This is a genomic window from Vibrio sp. 10N.261.45.E2 (assembly GCF_002875705.1).
GTDB lineage: Bacteria > Pseudomonadota > Gammaproteobacteria > Enterobacterales > Vibrionaceae > Vibrio.
Map to the genome: position 1 here is coordinate 23,317 of NZ_MCZZ01000177.1, position 24,518 is coordinate 47,834.

Annotated in this window: 18 protein-coding genes; 13 read left to right on the plus strand and 5 right to left on the minus strand. The window is 44.9% G+C overall.

Annotation, left to right across the window (positions count from 1 at the left end):
• The first annotated feature begins 28 nt into the window (after window positions 1-28).
• The 7 genes from BCT34_RS24005 to BCT34_RS24035 all read left to right on the plus strand — a co-directional run bounded on the left by BCT34_RS24005 (window position 29) and on the right by BCT34_RS24035 (window position 9,232).
• Window positions 29-1,036 (plus strand): LacI family DNA-binding transcriptional regulator, encoded by a 1,008-nt coding sequence (locus BCT34_RS24005; protein WP_076655528.1) that lies wholly within the window; start codon window positions 29-31, stop codon window positions 1,034-1,036.
• 18 nt (window positions 1,037-1,054) lie between these two features.
• Complete coding sequence (locus tag BCT34_RS24010) at window positions 1,055-2,302, plus strand: extracellular solute-binding protein (RefSeq protein WP_076655531.1); 1,248 nt, start codon at window positions 1,055-1,057, stop codon at window positions 2,300-2,302.
• Window positions 2,303-2,369: 67 nt separating this feature from the next.
• Window positions 2,370-3,356: a sugar ABC transporter permease gene (locus BCT34_RS24015; RefSeq protein ID WP_017631101.1), complete on the plus strand. Its 987-nt coding sequence runs from the start codon at window positions 2,370-2,372 to the stop codon at window positions 3,354-3,356.
• Between the two features lie 46 nt (window positions 3,357-3,402).
• The gene (locus BCT34_RS24020) at window positions 3,403-4,251 is read left to right on the plus strand and encodes a carbohydrate ABC transporter permease (RefSeq protein ID WP_017061568.1); all 849 of its coding nucleotides are present in this window, start codon (window positions 3,403-3,405) and stop codon (window positions 4,249-4,251) included.
• Between the two features lie 17 nt (window positions 4,252-4,268).
• The gene (locus BCT34_RS24025; protein WP_076655534.1) at window positions 4,269-5,618 is read left to right on the plus strand and encodes a GH1 family beta-glucosidase; all 1,350 of its coding nucleotides are present in this window, start codon (window positions 4,269-4,271) and stop codon (window positions 5,616-5,618) included.
• Window positions 5,618-6,709 (plus strand): sn-glycerol-3-phosphate ABC transporter ATP-binding protein UgpC, encoded by a 1,092-nt coding sequence (gene ugpC, locus BCT34_RS24030; protein ID WP_076655537.1) that lies wholly within the window; start codon window positions 5,618-5,620, stop codon window positions 6,707-6,709. The genes BCT34_RS24025 and ugpC overlap by 1 nt, the downstream gene beginning before the upstream one ends.
• Before the next feature lie 108 nt (window positions 6,710-6,817).
• Window positions 6,818-9,232, plus strand: a complete 2,415-nt coding sequence (locus tag BCT34_RS24035) for a glycosyl transferase (RefSeq protein ID WP_076655540.1) — start codon at window positions 6,818-6,820, stop codon at window positions 9,230-9,232.
• A gap of 47 nt (window positions 9,233-9,279) precedes the next feature.
• Here the strand turns inward: BCT34_RS24035 and BCT34_RS24040 are convergent, their stop codons facing one another.
• Window positions 9,280-10,227: an aldose 1-epimerase gene (locus tag BCT34_RS24040; protein WP_076655543.1), complete on the minus strand. Its 948-nt coding sequence runs from the start codon at window positions 10,225-10,227 to the stop codon at window positions 9,280-9,282.
• 64 nt (window positions 10,228-10,291) lie between these two features.
• Between BCT34_RS24040 and BCT34_RS24045 the strand changes: the two genes are divergently transcribed.
• Both BCT34_RS24045 and BCT34_RS24050 read left to right on the plus strand, forming a co-directional pair.
• Entirely contained in the window at window positions 10,292-13,360 is a 3,069-nt protein-coding gene (locus BCT34_RS24045; protein WP_076655546.1) for a GH116 family glycosyl hydrolase, read from the plus strand.
• Window positions 13,361-13,456: 96 nt separating this feature from the next.
• Window positions 13,457-14,470, plus strand: coding sequence for a substrate-binding domain-containing protein (locus BCT34_RS24050; RefSeq protein WP_076655549.1), 1,014 nt, complete (start codon window positions 13,457-13,459; stop codon window positions 14,468-14,470).
• 199 nt (window positions 14,471-14,669) lie between these two features.
• On the opposite strand, the gene BCT34_RS24055 is transcribed toward BCT34_RS24050, so the two are convergent.
• Together BCT34_RS24055 and BCT34_RS24060 are read right to left on the minus strand one after the other, a co-directional pair.
• A complete protein-coding gene (locus tag BCT34_RS24055; RefSeq protein ID WP_076655552.1) occupies window positions 14,670-16,298 on the minus strand; it encodes an ABC transporter ATP-binding protein in 1,629 nt (542 codons plus the stop codon).
• A 12-nt stretch (window positions 16,299-16,310) separates the two neighbouring features.
• Entirely contained in the window at window positions 16,311-16,805 is a 495-nt protein-coding gene (locus BCT34_RS24060; protein WP_076655555.1) for a hypothetical protein, read from the minus strand.
• A 240-nt stretch (window positions 16,806-17,045) separates the two neighbouring features.
• Between BCT34_RS24060 and BCT34_RS24065 the strand changes: the two genes are divergently transcribed.
• Window positions 17,046-19,406: an ATP-binding protein gene (locus tag BCT34_RS24065; RefSeq protein WP_076655558.1), complete on the plus strand. Its 2,361-nt coding sequence runs from the start codon at window positions 17,046-17,048 to the stop codon at window positions 19,404-19,406.
• 153 nt (window positions 19,407-19,559) lie between these two features.
• Here the strand turns inward: BCT34_RS24065 and BCT34_RS24070 are convergent, their stop codons facing one another.
• Window positions 19,560-20,306: a flagellar brake protein gene (locus BCT34_RS24070; RefSeq protein ID WP_076655561.1), complete on the minus strand. Its 747-nt coding sequence runs from the start codon at window positions 20,304-20,306 to the stop codon at window positions 19,560-19,562.
• Window positions 20,307-20,580: 274 nt separating this feature from the next.
• On the opposite strand from BCT34_RS24070, the gene BCT34_RS24075 reads away from it, so the two are divergent.
• From BCT34_RS24075 to BCT34_RS24085, 3 genes are read left to right on the plus strand one after another with little or no spacing between them, the layout of a single operon-like run.
• Window positions 20,581-20,868, plus strand: coding sequence for a GNAT family N-acetyltransferase (locus tag BCT34_RS24075; protein WP_076655564.1), 288 nt, complete (start codon window positions 20,581-20,583; stop codon window positions 20,866-20,868).
• An 8-nt stretch (window positions 20,869-20,876) separates the two neighbouring features.
• Complete coding sequence (locus tag BCT34_RS24080; protein WP_076655567.1) at window positions 20,877-22,010, plus strand: phosphotransferase; 1,134 nt, start codon at window positions 20,877-20,879, stop codon at window positions 22,008-22,010.
• Complete coding sequence (locus BCT34_RS24085) at window positions 22,000-23,181, plus strand: MFS transporter (RefSeq protein ID WP_076655570.1); 1,182 nt, start codon at window positions 22,000-22,002, stop codon at window positions 23,179-23,181. Before BCT34_RS24080 ends, BCT34_RS24085 begins: the two co-directional genes overlap by 11 nt.
• Window positions 23,182-23,288: 107 nt before the next feature.
• Here the strand turns inward: BCT34_RS24085 and BCT34_RS24090 are convergent, their stop codons facing one another.
• Window positions 23,289-24,203 carry a DMT family transporter gene (locus tag BCT34_RS24090; protein WP_076655573.1) on the minus strand — a complete coding sequence of 305 codons (915 nt, stop codon included), beginning with the start codon at window positions 24,201-24,203 and terminating at the stop codon, window positions 23,289-23,291.
• Window positions 24,204-24,518 lie beyond the last annotated feature (315 nt).

Sequence of the window (24,518 nt, forward strand, 5' to 3'; positions counted from 1 at the left end):
TACAAGCTAATGAAGTATTGAGGTTCGAGTGGCGACAATTAAACACGTATCAGAACATGCAGGAGTGTCTCAAGCGACAGTGTCTAGAGTGATCAATGGCACCAGTAGAGTGAGTCATGACAAGAAATTAAAGGTTGAAAAAGCGATTAAAGAGTTGGGTTATCGCCCGAACTCAATCGCTCAAGCTTTGGCGTCAAGTCGTACCGGTAGTGTTGGCGTTGTTGTTCCAGAGCTTGGTGGCTCTTTCTATTCAGGCATCTTGCATAGCATAGAAGAAAACCTACGCCGCTTTGGTTACCACGCTGTTGTTGCGGCGGGCTCGAATACCGAACAAGGGCAGCGCGAGTCGGTGGAGTTTCTGTTGGGGCGTCGTGTTGATGCTTTGATTCTTCACACTCAACTGCTCAGTGATGATTATTTAATTGAATTGGAAGAACAGGGGACCCCTGTGGTTTTAATTAACCGCTTCATCCCAGAAATGGCGATGAGTTGTATTGATATTGATAACGAAGTCGGGGGGCTACTCGCTACTCAATACCTTTTGCAAAAGGGACACACAGATATCGCGTGCATTACCGGGCCTTTAGATAAAGCAGACGCTAGGGGGCGTTTGCAGGGGTATCGAAAGGCCTTAGAAGAAGCGGGAGTGCCTTACGATGAAGCTTTAGTCTCGGAAGCGGGCTTTACTGAAGAGACTGGCATCAGCGCCATGAAGAAGTTGATCAACAGAAAATGTCACTTTACAGCGGTATTTGCTTCAAACGATCACATGGCATTTGGCGCATTCGAAGTTCTGCATCAAGAGGGATTGTCTGTTCCGAAAGACGTTTCTCTTGTCGGCTTCGATAACACCATCTTCGCGCGTTATCTGACCCCTAGTTTGACCACCATCAACTTCCCCATTGAAGAGATGAGCATTGAAGCAGTGCAGCTCACTCTGCAAAAGCTAAAAAAAATCAAACATGACGTGAACTTTAAATTGCTGCCGACGTTGGTCACTAGAAACTCGGTATCGGATTTACTCGTTACCCTATAAAAACATTAAGGATAGAACATGAAATTTAAGACCTTAGCGCTTTCCTGCGCGGTTGCTTTAGGATTAGGTACAACGGCTGTTAATGCGGCTGACAAAGAGATTCGTTTCGATGGCTTCCCTGATTTCGATAGCAGCCTGAAGGTATTACTGCCTGATTTCGAAAAGAAAACAGGGATTAAAGTTGATTACCTTATGAACAACCACGGTGACCACCACACAAAACTAACCACTAACCTAGCAACTGGCTCAGGTGCGGGTGACGTGATTGTTGTGGACGTAGAGAAAATCGGCCCATTCGTTGGTTCTGGCGGCCTAGTTAACCTGTCTGAAAACTATGGTGCAGACAAATACGAAGAACGATTCGCTCCATACGCATGGGCGCAAGGCAAAGGCGCTGACGGCGACATGTACGGCATCCCTGTCGATCTTGGTCCAGGTGTTATGTACTACCGCACTGACGTGTTTGAAAAAGCAGGCATCAATGTAGAAGACGCAATCAAAGATTGGGATTCATACATCGCTGCGGGTGAAAAACTGAAAGAGCAAAACGTACAACTTATCGCTTCAGCAGCCGACGTTGCACAAGCGATCATCTTCACAACAGTTCCTGAAGGTGAAGGTCTTTACTTCGATAAAGATGGCAACCCAGTGGTGACATCTGAGCGTTTTGTTCACGCTTTTGAAGTGGCAAAAGAGATTCGCGACAAAGGCTTAGATGGCCGCATTCTGGCTTGGTCTAACGAATGGTACGAAGGCTTCCGCAACGGCACATTTGCAACTCAACTTTCTGGCGCTTGGCTACTTGGTCACCTAAACAACTGGATTGCACCTGAAACCAAAGGTAAGTGGGCAGTAGAGAACCTTCCTGATGGCATCTACGGCAGCTGGGGTGGTTCATTCCTATCTATTCCAACTCAATCAGAAAACCCAGATGAAGCTTGGGCGCTTATTGAATACATGACGACGGATCGTGAAGTACAGCTTAAACACTTCGAAACGATTGCGGCTTTCCCAGCGAACATCACCACGTATGACGATGAGCTTTTCCAAGAAGAGATGGAATTCCTAGGTGGGCAAAAAGCTCGTCTACTGTTTGCTGAAGTGGCACAGAACATCAAACCAGTATCTCCAGCACAAGGCGACCACGTTGCACGTTCTATTATTTTAGAGAACGCATTGATGGAAGTACTTGATGAAGGCAAAGACATCAAGACTGCGCTTAAAGAGGCAGAGCGTCTAATCAAGCGTCGCACGCGTAATCTTTAATTTGTTTTTACTTTAAGTAAGTGAGGAAGCGTGGATAACGCGCTTCCTTTTTTAAGAGGTCGTTACTATGAATCATACAGCGAGCACAACGATAGAACCTGCGGACAAAAGCCTTTTTTCTCGTCTGAATTTGAAAGCGCTTACACCGTATGGATTCCTTCTGCCGTTTCTGATCATTTTTTCTGTATTTGGGATCTTCCCGCTGTTGTTCTCTGTTTACCTGTCGTTCCACGAATGGAACCCAGTACAGGGCATGGACGCAATGCAGTTCGTTGGTTTTGAGAACTATCACATTGCCTTGACTGACCCGTGGCTATGGCGCTCATTAAAGAACACATTATGGCTAGCAATCACTTCGGGTGTGGCTCAGCACTTAGTCGCTATTCCAGTGGCTTACATGTTGGTTTCAATGGGTGACCGTATGCGTCACTGGCTAACATCGGCGTACTTTTTACCGTTCATCACATCAACGGTCGCAGCGTCACTGATTTTCTTCAATATGTACTCTCCTAACTCAGGAATCATTAACCAAACGCTTATGGCACTGGCCGATAGCACACTGTTTGGTTGGGCATTTGCTTGGGTTAACGATTTTCAACCAATCCGCTGGTTAGACGATGCCACTATGGTGAAGCCGTCTATCGCGATCATGGTTTTCTGGAAATACACCGGTTTTAACATCGTCCTTTACACCACAGGTTTAATGACGATTCCTAAAGATATTTTAGAAGCTGCTCGTATGGATGGTGCCAACGCCTTCCGCCGCTTCTGGAACATCTCACTACCAATGATTCGTCCATTCATCTTCTTTGCTATCACCATGACCATCATCGGTAACCTGCAAATGTTTGAAGAACCGTTCGTTCTAACGCGTGGCACAGGTGGTACAGGTCAATCTGGTTTAACTATCTCGATGTACCTCTACAAAGTAGGCTGGGAGTGGTTAGAAATGGGCACAGCATCAGCGATTTCATGGCTTCTGTTTGCACTCATCGCGTCTTGTACTTTGGTTCAATTTTTATTCTTCGGTAAGAAAGGCTTAGGGGAACATTAAGATGTCGACATCAATTAAGACAAATACCTCACCACTAAGTGGCCTAATGCCAAGCGAACGCACCATGTACATCATGACTAAGATCTTGATGGTCATGCTCGGCATATTACTGATTGTTTCCGCAATCATTACGGTGTTCCCGTTTGTGTGGTCAGCACTGCTTTCAACGCGTGACCGTTCGGAGATCTTCGGTTCGGGCATCAGCTTTGCGATTGGCGACAGCCTAATGGTGAACTACGCAAAACTGCTAGAGATCATGCCGTTTTGGAAAGCGATGTTTAACTCGATTTACGTGGCTTTCTTAGGCACCACCATCTCGCTGCTGTTTTGTAGCATGGGTGGTTATGCATTTGCTGTGTTTAAGTTCCGCGGTAAGAACGTGTTGTTCGGCATGCTAGTTGGCTCAATGGCGATTCCGCCTGTGCTTAGCTTGATCCCTTACTTCATGATCGTGAAATTTTTAGGCTTGCTGGATAACCACATGGCGGTATGGCTACCGTTCACCACCACGCCATTTGGTATCTTCTTGATGCGTCAGCACGTGATTGCATCGATTCCTAAAGAGCTATTAGAAGCAGCGAAACTGGATGGCGCAGGTGAGTTCAGAACGTACTGGAGTGTGGTACTGCCACTGATGAAACCAGCACTAGCAACGCTCGCTATCGTGCAGTTCGTCTTCTTCTGGAACATGTTTATGCAGCCTCTTGTGGTGCTGAACAACCCTGACAATTACGTCATCACACAAGCACTACGAAGTGTTCAAGGTATTCCGAATACACCATGGGGCGCGGTAATGCTAGGTACCACCATTTCTATTTTACCACTCGTGATTACATACCTGTTCGCATCGAAACAGATGATCAGTGGTTTAACGTCCGGCGCAGTTAAAGGTTAGGTTTAAGGGTTATAACAATGAATAAATTTCAACTTCCAAGTGATTCAAAGTTACGCAGTAAGGAATTTGTATTCGGTGTCGCAACATCTTCATACCAAATTGAAGGCGGCGTTGAAGAGGGCGGTCGCACACCGTCTATCTGGGACACTTTCTGTAAGACACCGGGCAAGGTCGATAACGGCGACAGTGGTGATGTGGCGTGTGATCACTACCATTTATGGCAACAAGATATCGAGATGATTCAAGGCCTAGGCGTTGATGCTTACCGTCTATCTATTGCGTGGCCACGCATCCTGCCACAAGACGGTGTCGTGAACCAGCAAGGTCTAGAGTTTTACGGTCAGATCATCGATGAGTGTCATGCTCGTGGCATGAAGGTATATGTGACGTTGTATCACTGGGATCTTCCGCAATACCTTGAAGACAAGGGCGGTTGGCTAAACCGCGAAACGTCTTACAAATTCGCAGAATACGCAGAAGTGGTGAGTAAATACTTTGGTGATACCATCGACGTATACACCACTCTCAATGAACCGTTTGTGTCTGCGTTTCTCGGTTACCGCTGGGGCGAACATGCGCCTGGTATTAAGGGTGAAAAAGAGGGCTACTTAGCGTCTCATCACTTAATGTTGGCACATGGTTTGGCGATGCCGATTCTTCGCAAGAATGCGCCTCATGCTAAGCATGGTGTGGTATTTAACGCGACTCCGGCATACCCGCTAACGCCACAAGATCAAGGCGCCGCAGACTACTGTGAAGCAGAGAACTACCACTGGTTCATCGACCCTGTACTGAAAGGTGAATACCCACAGCTGGTCGTTGATCGCCAAGCGATGAACATGCCGATGATTCTAGAAGGCGATTTAGACATCATCAGCGCACCGGTTGATTACATCGGCATCAACTACTACACACGTAATGTGGCTCGCTTCAACGAGAACGGTGACATTGAATCAGTAAAACAGACTGATGCTGAACACACTTACATCGGCTGGGAAATCAACCCACAAGGCCTAACGGATTTGCTAACCCGCTTGAATGACCGTTATGAAAACCTACCTGCGATTTACATTACTGAAAATGGCGCAGCGGGTAACGACGAGCGTGTAAACGGGCAAGTGATGGATGACCAACGTGTTCGTTACTTCCAAGGTCATATCGAAGCGGTTCATAACGCCGTTGAAGCGGGTGTGAAAGTGAACGGTTACTTCGCTTGGAGCCTAATGGATAACTTTGAGTGGGCATTTGGCTACTGCCAGCGTTTTGGCATTGTCCATGTTGATTACACCACCCAAGAAAGAACATTGAAACAGAGCGCAATTGCGTACCGAAATATGCTGCTAGAGCGCGCTGAGGAGAACAGATAATGGCTAAAGTAGAATTTAAGAACATCAAGAAATCATTCGGTGATGTTGAAGTGGTTAAAGAGTTTGATTTTACGGTTGAAGACGGCGAATTCGTGGTTTTCCTTGGCCCATCCGGCTGTGGTAAATCAACAACGCTACGCATGCTTGCTGGCCTTGAAAGCATCAGCTCTGGTGACATTGTAGTTGGCGGCAAGCTGATGAATAAAGTCGACGCGAAAGACCGTGACTTAGCAATGGTATTCCAAAGCTACGCACTGTACCCACACATGACGGTTTACGAGAACATCGCTTTCGCTCTAAAACTGAAGGGTATGCCAAAGGCTGAGATTGACGTAGAAGTACGCAAAGCTGCAAAAATGCTAGAGCTTGACCCACTGCTGAACCGTAAGCCAAAAGAGCTTTCTGGTGGTCAGCGTCAGCGTGTGGCAATGGGCCGTGCGATGGTTCGTACACCTAAGGTGTTCTTGTTTGATGAGCCGCTCTCTAACCTAGATGCAAAACTTCGTGGTGTGATGCGTGAAGAGATCAAACACCTACACCGAGAGCTTAAAACTACCACGATCTACGTAACACACGATCAGATCGAAGCGATGACCTTGGCGGATCGTATCGTGATCCTGAAAGATGGTTATGTTGCTCAAGTTGGTACGCCAACTGAGGTGTTCCAACGCCCGGCTAACAAGTTTGTCGCGCAATTCATTGGTAACCCGTCAATGAACATGTTGGAAGCTCAGCTGATTGAAAAAGAAGGTGAATATTTCGTTGAACTTGGTGATGTTCATATTCCACTGCCTGAGCGCTTTAAGTCTCTAGCTTCTAAGAATTTAGCACTTCACTTTGGTGTTCGTCCAACAGACATCCATCTACGTGCTGAGCAAGTTGACCACGACCGTGTGCTGCCATTCCCTGTGAAAATCAAAGACAAGGAACTACTAGGTGCGAGCATTCTTCTGAAAACAGAAATCGGTGGCCAACCGCTGATGGTTGAGACCCAAGCGGCTGAAGTGGATGTGAAAGAACTGACACTTTACTTAGATTTGGATGCTTTCCACCTGTTTGACGCACTGAGCGAGAATTCGCTAGCGAGCTAGTCAATTACGAGCTAGCCAGTCAATCTAAGTCAGCCAACGAGCTGATACCACTCTACTTACGACAAATTGTTTTGGCTCCTCCTGATTTGGGAGGGGCTAGGGATAGTGATGATGAAATTCGGATATTTTGACGATAAAAACAAAGAATACGTAGCGACAACGCCATGTACACCAATCAAATGGTGTAACTATGTAGGCACATTAGATTTCGGTGGCATTGTTGATAGCAACGGTGGCGTGTTGTTGTGTAAGGGCGATCCTGCACTTAACCGTATCACTAAGTACATTGCTCAACTGCCAAACTCAGATTTTAAAGGTTCGACAATGTACCTAAAGGTACGTGATGAAGCGGGCAACGTAGAAGTATTCTCACCTTTCTACACACCCACTCTGAAGCCGCTCGATAAGTTTGAAAACCACACCGGTTTGTCTTACACCACCATCATTGCAGAAGCCTTTGGTGTGCGTTGTGAAGCGACGTTCTTTGTACCAAAAGCTGACCAAGTACTGCTACAAGACATCAAAGTCACCAACATTTCAGGTAAAACACTGCACGTTGATGTGGTACCTGTGTATGAATTCACACACTTCGATGCACTTAAACAGCTACTCAATGCGGACTGGGTTCCACAAACCATGACGCTAAAAGCACACCAGCAAGAGTCGGGTCATACCGTGCTTGAGCAGTATGCCTTCATGAAGCGTGACTACGCGGTGAACCTGATGACAGCGGATCGCCCTGCGACTTCGTTTGACGGCGATCGCCAATCATTCCTTGGCCAGTTTGGTTATGGTACATGGGCTGCGCCGCAAGCGTTAGAAAACGACGAACTTGGTAATACAGAATGTCTGCGTGGCGATAACATTGGTGCACTCAACCTACGCTTAGGATGGTTATCTCCAGAGCAGACAGAGCGTACGGTTGTACAAATTGCACAAGAAGAGAGTGTTGAAGCAGCGCTGCCTCTATTGGCTAAATATCGTGACCATTCTGTTGTTGATGCGGCTTTTGCTGAGTTATCTGAACATTGGGATTCTTATCTACAAGCGGTTCAGGTCGAAACGCCAGATCCGGCAATGAACTCGATGCTTAACGTACACAACCCACGTCAATGCCACACTACCAAAAACTGGTCTCGTTACCTGTCTTTGTATCAGCTTGGCTATGGCGCTCGTGGTATCGGTTTCCGTGACTCTTCGCAAGATACATTGGGCGTTATTACTCATATGCCAGAAGAGGCGCGCGAGTTCATTGAGCGCTTACTATCAGTGCAAAACACTAACGGTTCGGCAATGCATCAGTTCTTCCCATCAACCATGGAAGCGAACGCGGGTGACTCACGTGAAGAAGAAGATCGCCCGGATTATTACGGTGATGATCACCTTTGGATCATCTACGCAGTGACTCAATATGTGAAAGAGACGGGCAATGCTGATTTCTTGAACAAAGAGATCCCATTCTACCAAAAAGACAAAGCAGGCAACCCTGTGGAAACGGGAACGGTTTGGAATCACCTGTGTCGCGCGATCGAATTTACGTATACCAATACGGGTGAGCACGGCCTACCGTTGTTAGGTTTTGCAGACTGGAATGACACAGTAAACCTGCCAACGGGTGCTGAGTCGATGATGGTAGCTAATATGTACGGTAAAGCGTTGCTTGATATGTTGGATCTTTGTGAGCTGCGCGATGAAGTGCAACTGACAGCTCAGTTTAAAGAACAATACCAACAAATGCAGAGCACTGTGAATGAGTGCGGTTGGGATGGCGAATGGTTTGTGCGTTACTTTGATGAGCAAGGCTTGCCAATCGGCTCTCACAAGAACGAACAAGGGCAGATCTACACTAACGGTCAAAGCTGGCCTGTGATTTCTGGTTTCGCGACTCAAGAACGTGCGACGCAAGCGCTAGATTCGGTTTATACCAAGCTGAACACGGCTAATGGTATCAAGCTTTCAACTCCTGGTTACAACGGTTTTGATCCACAACTAGGTGGCGTTTCGACATACCCACCGGGTGCGAAAGAGAACGGCGGTATCTTCCTGCATTCAAACCCTTGGGTGATGATCGCAGAAGCGAAAATGGGTAACGGCGAGCGTGCTTACGAGTACTATCGTCAAATCAACCCTGCTTCCAAGAACGATGACATTGATACTTTCGAATCTGAACCATACTGCTACCCACAAAATATTCTGGGTGACGAGCATAAACAGTTCGGTTTAGGTCGTAATGCATGGCTGTCTGGTACCTCATCTTGGACATACGTGGCAGGTACACAATGGATTTTGGGTGTTCGACCTGAAATTGATGGTTTGCTGGTGGATCCTTGTATTCCGGCTGAGTGGCCTGAATTCAAAGTCCGTCGTCAGTTCCGCGGTGCAACATACAACATTCATGTCACCAATCCGAATCGCGTGTGTAAGGGCGTGGTTGAGATGAAGGTTAATGGTGACCTGATTTCAGGTAACAAAGCACCGGTATTTACCTCTGGCGAGCACACAATCGAAGTGGTTTTAGGTTAACAAAAAGAAGGGCGCTTTATGCGCCCTTTATTGCTTCTTCAGTTTGGTTATTTGGGCTGATAGATGGCTTGGCATTGCCAAGTGAAGGTTTGAGTTTGGCTTGGGTTAAGTGTCAATAAGCCAATCTGGTTGTTAAACGCATCAGCAGGGCAAGTCATTGGTTCTATTGCAATACTTTGTTCGATAGTAGGTGTGTACAGTTGAACGAATGGGTAACTTGCACCTTGTTGATAGCGAATCGCGGCGGATGAATCTGAGCGTGTAAACGTAAGTTGATTGCTAGTCTTAGAATCAAATTCGAAGCAGTGATTTAAGCTTTGGTTGGTGAGTGAATCACCCAAAGACAAACAGTCAAAAATGTGTTTTTCACCATTAGGTAGGTCGTTCACGTGTATCACTTCAGAGCACGGTGACATGGCTAGCTCACACTGTTTTAACTCGGCGCCGAGCGAGAAATAAGGGTGCCAAGCATCACCGAATGGGAATGCAGTGTTACCAAGGTTAGACACCGTTGTTGAGGAAGTAAGTTTGCCCATGATGTCGATCGTGAAGGTGATATCAAGGCTGAAAGAAAACGGGAAGGCAGGATGCAGAGATGGCGTTTGATACTGCAACGTCACACTGGCTGACTCATCAGTAGCTACAGACTTTGTGATTGAAAAAGGTTGGTTGTAGAGCAGGCCATGTACGGCGTGATCAGACCAAGGAAAGTTAGCCGGAAGTTGATAGTTTTGGTTATCGAAACTGTAACGACCTAAGTTTAAACGGTTTGGAAAAGGAAATAATTTAGCACTGCGGGAAAAGAATGGATGTTGGTTGATCAGTTCATCATAATTCTGATAACCACAAATAAAAGAAAACGGGCTGTTGTTTACAATATATTTATTGATAACAGCACCAAATCCATTGATTATTTGAAGTTCTATACCATGCTGGTGGCTTATTAATGTGACAGAGTCAATATTTCCAAATTTTTCATTTATAATTTTAAACATGTTGATGTCTCCATTTTAAAAAGATATTAACAAGAAGAAAAAAATATTCAATGGCGGTTTTAAAATGAATAATAAAATTCCATATACAAGCTATTCAGGAAATTCAGAACATCTTTGCAAAAAAGGTGATGCAGTTGAATTTATTCAACCTTGGTACACGCCAATTTCTACCACCCCAGAAAATACGGGTATGGCGGTAGGCGGAATTGGTAACACATTTACACTAACGCCAAATGGCAACACGCCAAATTTTAGTTTCATTCCAGGTGTATTCGTTGATTGCTCAAAGCAAGTAATTAATTTTAATGATTTTTATGCTTCAGTGATGAATGTGCCGACCATTGATACCCTTCAGGTTCTTAACGAACAAGAGCTCAGTGTTCACCTGAATTTCTACCCGGCATTATTCAATGGAAAGAAAATAGAAAATAGTTCGAATGCGATTAACCTCATTCGTAACGCATTAAAAAATGGCAACTTCTATAAAGAAAATAAAAATAACTTTATCAAGTGGAATGTTGAGTTTTCTAATAAGACTCAGTTATTAATTGAATCGGATTCATCGTCGATTGATTGTCAATTATATGTAGCCTTAGATTTCTTTAATGGTTTGTTAATAAATGATACAACGAGACAGCTATCACTCATTGCGGGGAATAATAGTGATATAGAAAGTGTTAATGGTAGCGAGATAGAATATAAGGCTTTATATCCACTGGCTGAATATAAATATAATAGTTTTGATGGTGTTAATATAAAGCGAAAGGTGGTCTCGCCGATTGTTAAAGAGGATAAACGCCTCTGTTCTTTGCCGATGCACTGGAATCACTTCGAATTAACCAATAATTCAGCGCAAACACACGTGATTACACTTGCTCAACCGCTACAAAACTTGATTGGTTCTACCTACCGGAAAGGTCGCGATGGCATTCAGGATTCGGCGTGTACCCTGTCTCAAAACCCAATCGCTCAGCAGCATGAAGTGGTTAACTTAAAAGGTGACGCTAGCAGCTTTACAGGTGTTCAGTTGACTAGCCAATCGCCTTATCAAAGCGATATTGAAGGTGAAGTGGTATTTGGCGTCCAAGCGGATAACCATTTGACGGAATCGGGTAAAATCTCGGTGTCTGTTAAGCCAACGCTTTATACCTCTAAGGCGTCAGAACAAACAGAGTACGCACTAAAAACAGGCCGTACCAACGCTGAGTTCCAAACGGGTATCTACACCGGGCGCGAAGCGTTGAGTGCATTGGTTGTGGTTCAGGTTGAGCTGGAACCGGGAGAGTCCGTTGATCTGCGTTTCGCTCAAGTCATGGCTCATAGCAAAGTGATGCTTAATGGTTGGCTCTCGGAAAAGGCTTACACTCAATTCTACCCGCAAGCGAAACCGGCTCTGCCGATGTTAGAAGATGTCTTGCCAAAGCTCGAAACCATTGAGCAACAGATCGTGAAGCAACAAGAGGTCTTTCTAGAGCAAGCTCAAAGCAAAATTTCGCAGCCAGACTCGGCATTGCGCTATGCGACGATGGCGATGAATTCTTTGTCCTTCCTAGCGGAATCAACGGTGTGGGATAAGGAAGATAAGTTTCTAGTGAAAGAGTGTGTTGACTACCCATTCTTTAACTCTTTGGATGTGTATTTCTACGGCTCATTTTCACTGCTTTATTTGTTGCCAGAACTTGATGGCTGCGTGATGAAAGAGTTCTCGAAAGCCATTTTGGCCGAAGATTTTACTCAGCGCCGCTACTGGGAATACGAAGCGACACCCAATGCTGAACTGATTGATGAAAAGTATCAGGGTGTACGTGCTATTCGAGGTGCGGTAATCCACGACTTGGGTAGCCCGTTCGACATCCAGCCCGATGCTTACAGCTGGCACAATGTGAAAGAGTGGAAGGACTTAGCGCCGAAATACATCCTGATGGTGTACCGCCACTATCAAAACACACAAGATATCTCTGTGGTTAAAGAGTGCTGGCAAGCGGTAACAGAAAGCATCGATTTCTTATCGAATTTGATTGCTGAGGGTGACGATTTACCGTTAACCCGAGGCACAGATGATACCTTCGATAACCTTGCGTCTCATGGTATCTCTATTTACTGCGCTAGCCTCTGGGTAGCTGGCCTTCAAGCCGCGAGTGAACTTGCAAAGTTGATGGATGAACACGAGCTAGCATCTGGGTATTTAGAGCGTTCGAAAAAGGCATTAGCGACAGTTGAACAAAGCTTGTGGGATGAGAAAGAGGGTTATTACCACTTCTTCGTGACGCCCGTTCAAGCTAAGCATTTAACGGGAGAAGGCTACCAAGAACTGGAAAACTTAGGCCTGATTTTGACGGGGGATGCGATAGCCGATAAGAACATTCTCAATGACTACCTAAATCACATCGATACTTCAATCAACATCGGTAAGGTGTCTCAAAGAGTTTCTAAGAAGCGTTTACTGAGCGAGACCGCGCCTCAAGCCTTTACACCGGAATATCTAGAGCTAGTGCCAGATTCAGACAATAGTTTTGGTGATGCTTTATTGGCAGACAGTTACTTAAAGCTAATCGGGCTAGAAGGTATTTTCCCACAAGAAAACATCCAACGCGCACTAGACTATGTTTATAAGCACAACTTTGAAATCAACAGCCCTAAGCTAGGGGTTGCGAATATGACGTTGGCTGACGGCTCGCCGCATGAAGCGTTCCAAGCGCAAGACGTGTGGATTGGCGTACAGTTTAGTGTTGCGACAGCGTTGAGTCTCGCGGGTAAATCGCAGCAAGCAGAAACATTGATGGATACCGTGTATACCGCACTCTATGACTATTCGAAAATTCCATTTGCAGCGCCAGAGGGGTTCAATTGCTCTGTGTCTGTCAATGAGAAAGATCTTATAGAAGCATTTAAATTGTCGCAAAATGATGCGAAAAACTGGCTAAGTGTACTTAAATATCAAAACTGTGTGCTGTCTGACGGTCGTATCAACCCAACATTGACGAAAGATACTGGTAATTTTGTTAAAATGTTGAGCGGTGAAATCCCGCTAGAAAAGCTGGCTGGCTTGCACAAATGGCTACTGAGTACTGGCTTGAAATACACGGCTGGTCGCTACTTTAGACCGGGGATGATCTTCGCCTACTTGTATTAACTTAATGACACGATTTTCAACGAAAGCAATGGTATGCAGGTTGAAACTGATGGGGAGCTTAAAGCTCCCCGAATGTCACTTGATTAGGGTATCGAGATGCGCACTAAAACAAAAAAAACAACAGTATACGATGTAGCAAGACTGGCTGGCGTTTCTCCCAGCACCGTGTCTCGTTTCCTTAATCGAACCACTTATGTGTCGGATGATAAAAGCCAAAACATTGAGCAAGCCATTAAAGACACGGGCTACAAACCTAACTTCCAAATGCAAGAAAACACCAACCGACGTTCGCTCACTATTGGTGTCTTGGTGCAACACCCTGATAGCCCTTACACCAGTCGTATCCTCAACGACATGGAAAAAACGCTGATCGCTCAAGGCTATTCATTGGTGATCGCAACAGGGCATTGGCAGAAAAAGTTAGAAATGCACGCGTTGGAGTATCTGGCGAAAAGTAACGTGGATGGCATGATCATTGTGACAGGAAGCATTACGCAGGAAGAGATTGCTAAGTATGCACAAGACATCCCTATAGTGATGGTTGGCTACGATTTTGTTGAGAATAATGTCCGCTCCATCAATATCGACAACGTGTTGGGTGGCTATATGGCGACCCTGCATTTGCTTCAACAAGGGCATGTGAACATTGCTCATATCAAGGGGCTTTCGAGCCAACCAGATGCGGGGAGTCGCTTTGAAGGCTACAAGAAAGCGCTGCAAGAGGCTGGCATTAAAGTGATGCCAAAGCTTGTAAAACAAGGGGATTTTAGTAGCGAATCTGGTTATGAGAAAACCGTTGAATTAATCGAGTCGAAAGTTCACTTTTCCGCTCTATTTGCTGCCAATGACCAAACCGCTTACGGGGCGATTAAGGCGCTACACGATCACGGTTATAAAGTCCCAGAAGATGTGTCAGTGATTGGTTTTGATGACTTGCCAACGTCGAAGTATTTCACGCCAGCATTAACAACATTGAGACAACCGATTGAAGAGATTGGCGACGTGTGTGCTCAGTCAATTTTAAATTTGTTATCAGGAGAGAGACATGAAGCTCGACTGCCACCGATTGATTTAATCGTCAGAGAGTCGACCAAGTCTTTGTATCGATAGTTGGTAATGAAGTAATTTGATGTCGTGAATGAGATTTCAAGACGAATTATTTCACTTCAGAAACGAAAAATGTCGCATCCATGCGACATTTTTCTTTTGGCGGCCAAACCAGTTTTGCTATATCCATTCTAGAGTGCAATCCATTAGGAGATTATTCAGAATGTACCTATAAGACGCTGTTAATCTTGATTAGTTCCATCTAAGCGGCATTTTTTTCCGATTTATTTTCTAAGTCGAATGACGCAGCGATGAGTTTCTTGGTGTAGTCATTTTTCGGTGCATTGAAAATCTCTTCGGCAGATCCCTCTTCCATCACTTCACCTTTCTGCATCACTAGTACTCGATCCGACAGTGCCTTCACTACCGAGAGATCGTGGCTAATGAACAGGAAGCCAATATTGTGTTTAGTTTGAATGTCTTTCAGTAGATCAATCACGGTCAGTTGTACTGAGCGGTCGAGTGCTGACGTCGGTTCATCCAACAGAATGAAAGATGGCTCAAGAATCAACGCACGTGCAATCGCGATACGTTGTCTTTGTCCGCCTGAGAATTCGTGCGGGTAGCGGTTAATTGAGTTTGGTTCTAAGCGAACCTCAATCAGTGCTTTGCGCGCTCTCTCTAAACGTTCTTGTTTTGACAAGTGAGGCTGATGCACCGTTAAGCCTTCGGTGATGATTTCCCCAACTGTCATACGTGGTGATAAAGAACCATAAGGGTCTTGGAACACCATTTGCACATCTTTTTTGAGCTTGTGACGCTCTTTGTCGTTCAACAAACTCACGTCTTGGCCTTTGTAGACAATACGCCCACTACTTGGCAGTAAGCCGATTAATGCACGTCCAAGGGTTGATTTGCCTGACCCAGATTCACCAACAATGCCAAGTGTTTCGCCCTGCTTAAGGTTTAACGAAATGCCTTTAACGGCCTCAAAGTACTGGCTTTTACTCTTGATGAAGTGTGATTTAACCAAGAACTGAACTCGGATATCTTCAGCAGACAATAGCTCTGGGGCTGTAGCTTCAACAGGAACCTTAGCGCCTTTAGGAATCGAGTTAATCAGCATGCGCGTGTAGTCGTGCTTAGGGTTATCGAACAGTTCTTGAGTCTGCCCCTCTTCAACCAATTCCCCTTTACACATCACGAGCACACGGTCAGCAAAGTGTTTCACTACGCCTAGGTCATGGGTGATGAATAAAATCGCCATCCCCATTTTGCCTTGAATCTCTTTGATAAGAGAAAGCACTTCTGCCTGAACGGTTACATCTAATGCCGTGGTAGGTTCATCGGCAATCAAAATGTCTGGTTCATTGATCAGTGCCATAGCGATCATGATGCGCTGTAACTGACCACCAGAAAACTCATGTGGGTACTTAGTATAAGCCTGCTCTGGCATTGGTAAATGAACCAGATTGAACAGCTCTAATACGCGCTCTTTCGCTTGAGATTTCGATACCTTGCGATGGCACATAATGGCTTCAGCCACTTGAATGCCGACGCGCAAATACGGGTTGAGAGAAGTCATCGGCTCCTGAAAGATCATGCCGATCCTGTAGCCACGAATTGACTGCATTTCTCGCTCAGTTTTTCCAATAATCGATTGACCCTCAAACTCGATGTTTGATTGTTGATCAATAATCGCGTTATCAGGAAGCAAACGCATAAGCGCGTTAGAAGAGACTGATTTACCTGAACCTGATTCACCAACAATGGCCAAGGTTTCGCTTGAATTAAGGGTAAAGTTAACCTTTTTTACCGCATCAATGATTCCATCATTGGTTTTGAAGCTCACGGAGAGGTTATTGACTTTAAGAATGGCCCGGTCCGACATGATATATCCTTATCAATTTAAGACATTAGGTGAAGATTGAACTTCTGACGTTGTTTTAAGTTGCCCAAAATGGTGATGAGCACGTTGAATTTGTTCTAGCTCGAGCATCCAATGCGAACTGCGCTGAGCACTGCAAAAAGCGATCAGGTGATTGAGTAAATCTTCGCTCTGCTTTTCCAACAACCCAAAGGTACGTTGAATCAGCTCTGTGCTTTCAAGTGAGATAAATTGCATCAGTGCATAAGATTGATTCAAGGTGTCGAAGGCTTGTTGATGCTGACCTAAACGGTTGAGGATCTCTGATTGTGCGACACTCGCGTCTCTTAACCCAGCAAGCAAGCATGCAAATTGGCAAGGCTTGATATCGCTTTGGTATGCTGCATCTTGGATGTGGTGAGGAAGTGAGGTTAGAACATCGCCATAGAGGCGCTGTGCTTCAGGCCAGTGACCTTGTTCCATTAACTGTTCAGCTTTTAGGTAGTGCATCCAGCATCGTTCAATTTCCATATCCACATCCTCAATTTATAATATTTTAAAATGTTAATGATATTCATTATCAATTGCAAATTAAAATCATTCACATGTTAAGTTGGTGAATTAAATGACGAGCTATTCCTAAAAACGGCTCAAATTGTGTGTTATTTGTTCAGTTGAACAGCTGTGTAGCGTAAGTCACTAAATTTGTAGGGAATTACATCTACACTGATTTTATCTACACCCAAGTAATGAAGGACTAAGGAGGCGGCGATGGCGATGCAAAGACTCAATACAGAACAGCTGTATCAGGTAGCGGATCTAGACAAGCTACCATGTAAGTCGACCAAAGAACTGGCTCCAATTGACGAAATCGTCGGGCAAGAACGGGCACAAAAGGCCGTTGAGTTCGCGATGTCAATCAAGGAAAAGGGTTACAACATTTATGCGATAGGGCGAAATGGTCTAGGTAAACGCACCATGATCTTGCGCTATCTAAACCGTCACCCTCAAGAAGTGCAGGAGCTTTTTGATTGGTGTTATATCGCGAACTTCGAAGATATTCGCACACCTAAGGTGCTGAAATTGCCTCGTGGTGTGGGCAGCAGCTTAAAGCAAGATATTGAAAAGTTGATGCGTAAACTGCTGAAAGGTATGCCTCTAGCGTTTGATAATGAGATGTACTTTAGTCGTGCTGATAGGCTGAAAAACCAGTTAGCAGCGAAGCAACAAGCCGCGTTAGAAAGCATTAGCCAAGAAGCGAAGGACAAGGGAATCAACCTGACGATTACTACTCAGGGTGATTACCAGTTTGTGGCAATGAACGGCGATGAGCTCCATACCGAAGAGAGCTTCGATCTGCTTTCAGCAGAAGAACAAGATCAATTTGATAAAACCATTGATGGACTGGAAGTTGGACTGCGAACCATTTCTCGTGAATTAACGGAACTTGAAGAGACGTACACTGAGAAAATTCAAAAGCTTAATGACGATACGGCGCGAGATGTGATCACTCATTTCATTAAGCAATTGAAGAAGGATTACAGCCAATATCCAGACATCAAAAAGTACTTAACGGCATTGCGTAAAGACATTGTCGATAACGCTGATATTTTCCTAGAAGAGAGCACAGAGCAAGCCGAAGTTGCTACGGCCTCTTTGGATAAGAAAATGCCGCGTCGCTACAAAGTTAACGTGATTGTGAGCCAAAAGGAGGAGACTCTGCCGATCGTGGTTGAAGAGAATCCAAATTATCACTCTCTGTTTGGCTATGTAGAAACGGCAACGTTCAAGGGCACTGTATTTACTGACTTCTCATTGATTCGCGCAGGTAGCTTGCACAGAGCCAACGGTGGCGTATTGCTGATGGATGCGGTGAAGGTACTTGAGCAGCCATATGTTTGGGAAGGCTTGAAGCGAGCGCTGCGTTCACGTCAACTGAGTTTCACTTCATTAGAAAAAGAGGTGACCTTAACCGGTGCTGTATCGCTTGATCCTGAGCCTATTCCATTGGACGTTAAGATCATCCTGTTTGGCGACTACCGAACTTACCAACTGCTGCAACACTACGATGCGGAGTTTGGTGAACTGTTCCGTGTGACGGCCGATTTTGAAGATGAGATGAAGCGTACTCCCGATTCTGAAATGCATTACGCACGCTTTATTTCGAGCATTGTGCATGATAACAACATGCTGCATTGTGACCGAAAAGCGATTGCTCGCATCATTGAGCACAGCTCTCGTCAAGCGGGTGACCAAGGCAAGCTGTCTCTGCACTCAGCGCATATTGCTAATTTGCTTCGTGAATCAAACTACGTGGCGAGAGGGTCAAAATCGAATCTGATTCGTGCAACGCACGTTGATCAAGCATTGTCTAACCAACAGATGCGTGTCGGACGATTGCAAGACAGCGTGATGGAAACCTTCACTAACGGTACAACGCTAATCCATGTGGATGGTGAAGCGGTAGGACAGGTCAATGCTCTGTCTGTGTTAAGTACAACTGACCATATGTTTGGCGCGCCGAACCGAATCACGGCTACCACGGCTTACGGTGACGGCGAAGTGATTGATATCGAAAGAAACGTAGACCTAGGTGGCAGTATTCACTCGAAAGGTGTGATGATCTTGTCGGCTTACCTTTCTTCTGTGTTTGGCAAGACGGCCAAGGTACCGCTTACCACCAACATCACCTTCGAACAATCGTATGGTGGCGTCGATGGTGACAGTGCAAGTATGGCGGAGTTCTGTGCGGTGGTGTCTGCGTTTTCTAAGCAGCCAAACCGTCAAGATATCGCGATTACTGGCTCGATGAACCAGTTTGGTGAGTCTCAACCCATTGGTGGCGTGAACGAGAAAATTGAAGGTTTCTTTGATGTGTGTGAAATCAAAGGGCGTTCAAATGAGCAAGGGGTGATCATCCCTCGTTCAAATGTTCACAACCTGATGCTGCGTAGCGACATCGTGAAAGCGGTTGAAAAAAGTGAGTTCAACATCTGGGCGATTGACCACGTAACAGAAGCGATTGAGTTGTTCACAGGCAAAGCCGCAGGTGAAGCGAGCGATGAGGGTAGCTATCCAATCGATACTATCTTTGGTATCGCTCAAGCTAAACTGAATGCACTGCGTAAATAGCGAATTTGTCTAAATCTAAATAAGCAACCAAAACGCAAAAGCCATCGATTTTAGAGTCGATGGCTTTTTTGATGGTTACGATTTGGGTCGTTAGTGAGCCATTTGTACTTGGTTAAATTACGGCATTCGGTAAACGTGGTGTCTTAAAAGGCATTAACCGTTTCGTAGGCAGAGCTTGGTGCCATCGAACTTCAGTTTTGCCAACAAGTGTTTAGCGTTAGCTCGGCCAATATCATCAAATTCCACACCGTATCGAGCGTAGTGCGTCGATTTCTGCAGGTTACAGACGATGCCTCTCAATGGTGGAATCAGCGGCCCATTGTAGTTCTCAGGTGTAATCTCAATAGACACTCGATCGGCAATCTGAATTGCTCGCGAGGTTGGTGAGGTCACGAAACGACAACCACTTTTCGATAAATCTCTTATCTCACAGTTGGCTCGCTGGTCGTTGAAGATGATTCTTGAAGCCAGATTCACTTCATAACGTGTTTCTTTACGCAGTTGAGTCACTTGCATCGTGCTTGGTGTAGACAGCACAAGAATAGGGAAGGGTTCACCGATCTTATGGTGAATTTGGCTTCTAAAGTGGATCAGTGCGCCTTCGCCTCGTAGAGAATACGCACGAGCGGTCATCCAAAATCCTTCTTGGAAGAAAAAGTTCAGATCTTCATTGGATACCTCGGGAACCTCAACCACAATACAGTTATCACTGTGCGTACCGATAAATTTAGTGGTGGCGAGAAATTTAGTGCCAACTGGAGTTGAGATATTTAATGTCAGCTCACTGCCGTGCTCTATCATGGCCAGCGCATCAGTACTATTGATGGTGGAAACGGTGCGTTTACGAGGGTCTTGAAGTGCCTGATTATGCTCCAAAGGCTTCTTCAGGGGTGCGTTCATTATATGTTCTCCATGCGCCAACATGCGTCTGTTAGTTATATTATTAGCTTGCTAACAAGGGGTTATTACGTGCTAGATTGAGTGGACGTACTCACGTAGATTTATAGAGTGCCTTTTATCATTACTGATTTTATATTAAGCCGGTCGCACTCAATTATTTACTGTGTTTGTAAGTACTTAGTTTTATTTATATGCACTTGCGTTAGTCTATTACAAGGAACTCATACTTCAAACTTTAATTGTTTGTCGTATCAATTATTTGCAGGAGTTGAGAATGCAGGCAGTAATGTGGGATCAAAAAGTTAACCAGATCACAGTTGAGCTAGAACCCAACCAGTTCGCAGTCGTTAAATATCAAAAGGACGGAGATGTACTACATATCACCTCGACACGTATCCCTGATGAACTGCAAGGTAAGGGCTTTGGAAAGGTGATGATGGAGTCGGTATTACCTGAAATTGAACAAGCTGGCTTTAAAATTGTGCCGGTTTGTAGCTATGTGGTTCACTACATGAACAGACAGCCGCAATGGTCACATCTCCTATTCGATAAAGCACAGTAACTAGTTATATGTCTCAATCAATACCCTCAAAAAACCTTGCTCAACCACAAGCGAGTTCAAGCCAAAACCAACCTGAGCTTTATCAAAAAATAGCGACCTCGTTGGGTTGTAACCAAAAATTTGACGTCCAAGTGATTCAACGTTTATGGGGCGGCTATGGCGAGTTAGTTCGCTTGGTCTTTTCTCAAGAAAGCAGTGCTGAACTCAAGAGTGTGATTGTTAAACATGTCGCACTGCCAGATAAAGCAGAACACCCCAAAGGTTGGAATACCAAACTCTCTCACCAACGAAAGGTACACTCTTACCAAGTAGAGACTGCATGGTATCAGTCATTCACTCAGCAATGGGATGATCGTTGCCCTGTACCTGTTGGGCTGCAGTGTGAGTTGCAAGAGAACGAATGGCTGATTGTGATGCAAGACTTAGCGGATATCGGCTTCCCGTTAACTTCTCAGTTCGATGTACTTGCCGCTTCTGATGAGTCGGTTGTCAAAGATACTCAACCTCGCTATACCTCCGTCGAGATTAAACAGCATAATGCTTGCCTAAAATGGCTCGCTCACTTTCACGCAAAGCACATTCATATCGATAAAGAACAGTCGACACCATTGTGGCCAGTCGGTACTTATTGGCACCTAGATACTCGCCCCGATGAGTTGAATGCTTTGGCTGATTTACCATTGAAGAACCAAGCGAAAAACATCGATCGTCTACTCAGAGAGTGCCCATATCAAACCTTGGTTCACGGTGATGCTAAGCTAGCCAACTTCTGTTTTGATTCTAAAAGCGAAAACGCCGCAGCAGTCGATTTTCAATATGTGGGTCACGGCTGCGCAATGAAAGATGTAGCTCTGTTCATGAGTAGTGCGATAAGGCCACAAGATTGTACAGAGCTTGAATCTCAAGTCTTAGATACTTACTTCAAACACTTGAAAGAAGCATTGGTACACTATCAGCCACAGCTTTCGTTCGATGATGTTGAAAAAGCATGGCGACCAATGTTTTACGTGGCGTGGGCTGATTTCCAACGCTTCGTAAAAGGTTGGAGTCCAGAACATTGGAAGATAAACCCGTATACTGAGCAGCTGACTTTACGAGTGCTCACTCAATTAGACGAACAGGAGTCCGTCAATGTTCGATAAAGCCGCGAGCTGGAAAACGCCGCAAAACTTCTTATTACTGATTTCGATTGTTGTCCCTATTGCGTTTTCGAGCTGGATGGCTCTGCTTAACAACTTTGTGATTGAGAAAGCGAACTTTGACGGTGCAGATATTGGTTTGCTACAAAGTGTTCGTGAGATCCCGGGCTTTTTAGCGTTTACTGTAGTGTTTGTTTTAGCTTTCATCCGTGAGCAACGCTTCATGTTGGTATCGCTGGCGATGCTCACAATAGGTACGGCGGTAACGGGTTTATTTCCTTCACTCACAGGTCTGTTGTTGACTACGATTTTGATGTCGACTGGCTTCCATTTTTTTGAAACGTTAAAGCAGTCTTTGTCCCTACAATGGTTAAGCAAAGAAGAAGCGCCAGAGATGCTGGGCAAGATGATTTCGGTCGGTGCACTGGCCTCGTTAATCACTTATGGTTCTATTTGGGTGATGTTAGAGCAACTTAAACTCGACTTTGCTTGGGTGTATGGCATTACGGGCGGCATTGGCTTTATTTTGGTTTTGGTGATGACCTTTGGCTTCCCTGAATTTCAGACCAAGACGCCACAGAATAAGAAGTTGGTACTGCGTAAGCGTTACTGGCTCTACTACGCGTTAACGTTTATGAGTGGAGCAAGACGACAAATCTTTACCGTGTTTGCGGGCTTCTTGATGGTAGAGAAGTTCGGTTACTCGGCTGCTGAGATAACGTTATTGTTCTTAATCAACTACCTATTTAACTTCTTGTTCGCAAAACGCATTGGCCGATTTATCGGTGTAGTTGGCGAGCGCAAGGCGTTAATCTTCGAGTATGTCGGTTTAATCGGTGTGTTCGTCGGGTATGCTTTAGTACAAACGGCGGAATGGGCGGCAGCATTGTATGTTGTCGATCACCTGTTTTTTGCTTTAGCTCTAGCAATCAAAACCTACTTCCAGAAGATTGCAGACCCAGCAGACATGGCATCAACAGCTGGTGTCTCTTTCACCATTAATCATATTGCCGCGGTCGTTATTCCAGTCGTATTTGGTGTGATTTGGTTATCGTCCCCTGCAACGGTTTTTTACATTGGTGCAGTGATGGCGGCGGTTTCTTTGGCGCTATCTTTAAATATTCCTAAAAAGCCTGAAGAGGGCAATGAAGTTCGGTTGTTTAGCTGGCGCTAAGTTGGTTTCAATCTGATGAGATAAACAAAAAGCTCCAATAGCGATATTGGAGCTTTTTATATGTGTTAGGTCGAGAGATCTAATCGATCAAATAGGTTCCGGTAGGATTAGCTTCTTACTGTTTTTAATCCTGTACGTAACTTGAAGATTCCCTTTGGTGCCTTGGTCAGTAAGATGCCACAAAGTAGAGGGATCATCATAAGCAGAGACTGTTCAGATAGAACTTCACCATTGATGTAACAAGAGATCAGCAGCGCAACCACTGGGAAAATAAGGAAACAAATTGATGCTTGGAACGGCGTCGAAACCTGGCCCAGTTTGAAGTAAGCCACAATGCCGCCAACACTCGCGACAAAACCTAGGTAAACGACTGCAGAGATTGAATCCCAAGTGAAAGATTCAACATTCACGTTTTCACCTGCTGCCGACACAGCAAACAAGAAAATCGCAGCAATAAAACTCGGTACAGCGTTGTAAGTTAGTACCTCGATGCCTTTACAGTGCTTTTGAACCAACACGTACATCACCGCGTGAATCGCAACCGCAAGGCCTAGGCAAACTGTGCCGATAAGGTAGTCGTCACCCCCCATCTGCATTTCATTACCAAGGATTAAACACAGACTTACAACAGCCGCGATCAAACCGAATATTTGGTGCTTCGCTAGTCGTAGACCTAAGAATAAGCCAGACATCAGCATTACAGCAACTGGCATGTTGGCGAAGATGATCGAAGCCAAACCAGAAGAGATGTATTGCTCACCATAGATCATCAAAGTGAACGGAATTGCGAAATACATCAGCGCAACAATAAGCAGCCATTGGCGCTTACCTTTAGGAAAAAGTAGTGGTTGGTTGAAGACTTTCGCCAATACCGCAAGCAGAGGTGCTGCAAGTAAAAAGCGCAACGCAGTAGCAAAAATAGGTGGAATAGAATGCAATGCTACTTCCATTGCGAACCAAGTGGTTCCCCAAATTAAGCAAACAGAGACAAAAAGCAAGATAGTTAGCGACTTCGAATTCATGGTGACTACTCTTTAATAATTATTTTAAATCATAGGCTTGTAGCGCCTTAATGACGTGGCACAGTATAAGGAGGTAGTCGGAGAAAAGTTTTGTCTTTTTATCTCTAATTTGAGTTTTTAGTGAAAATTAAATCTCTAATTTGATTCCTTTGAAGAAAAAAAACCTATCTTAGATAGTTAAAGTAAAGTCATTGTTCTTTGTGAGGTTTAATTTGGTTCAAGAAATGACCAACTTGGAGGATATGGCTGTTGGGTTATTGCTGTCAGCGTCGAAACAAAAAACGCACCTTAAATGAGGTAATGCCGTTCGGATAA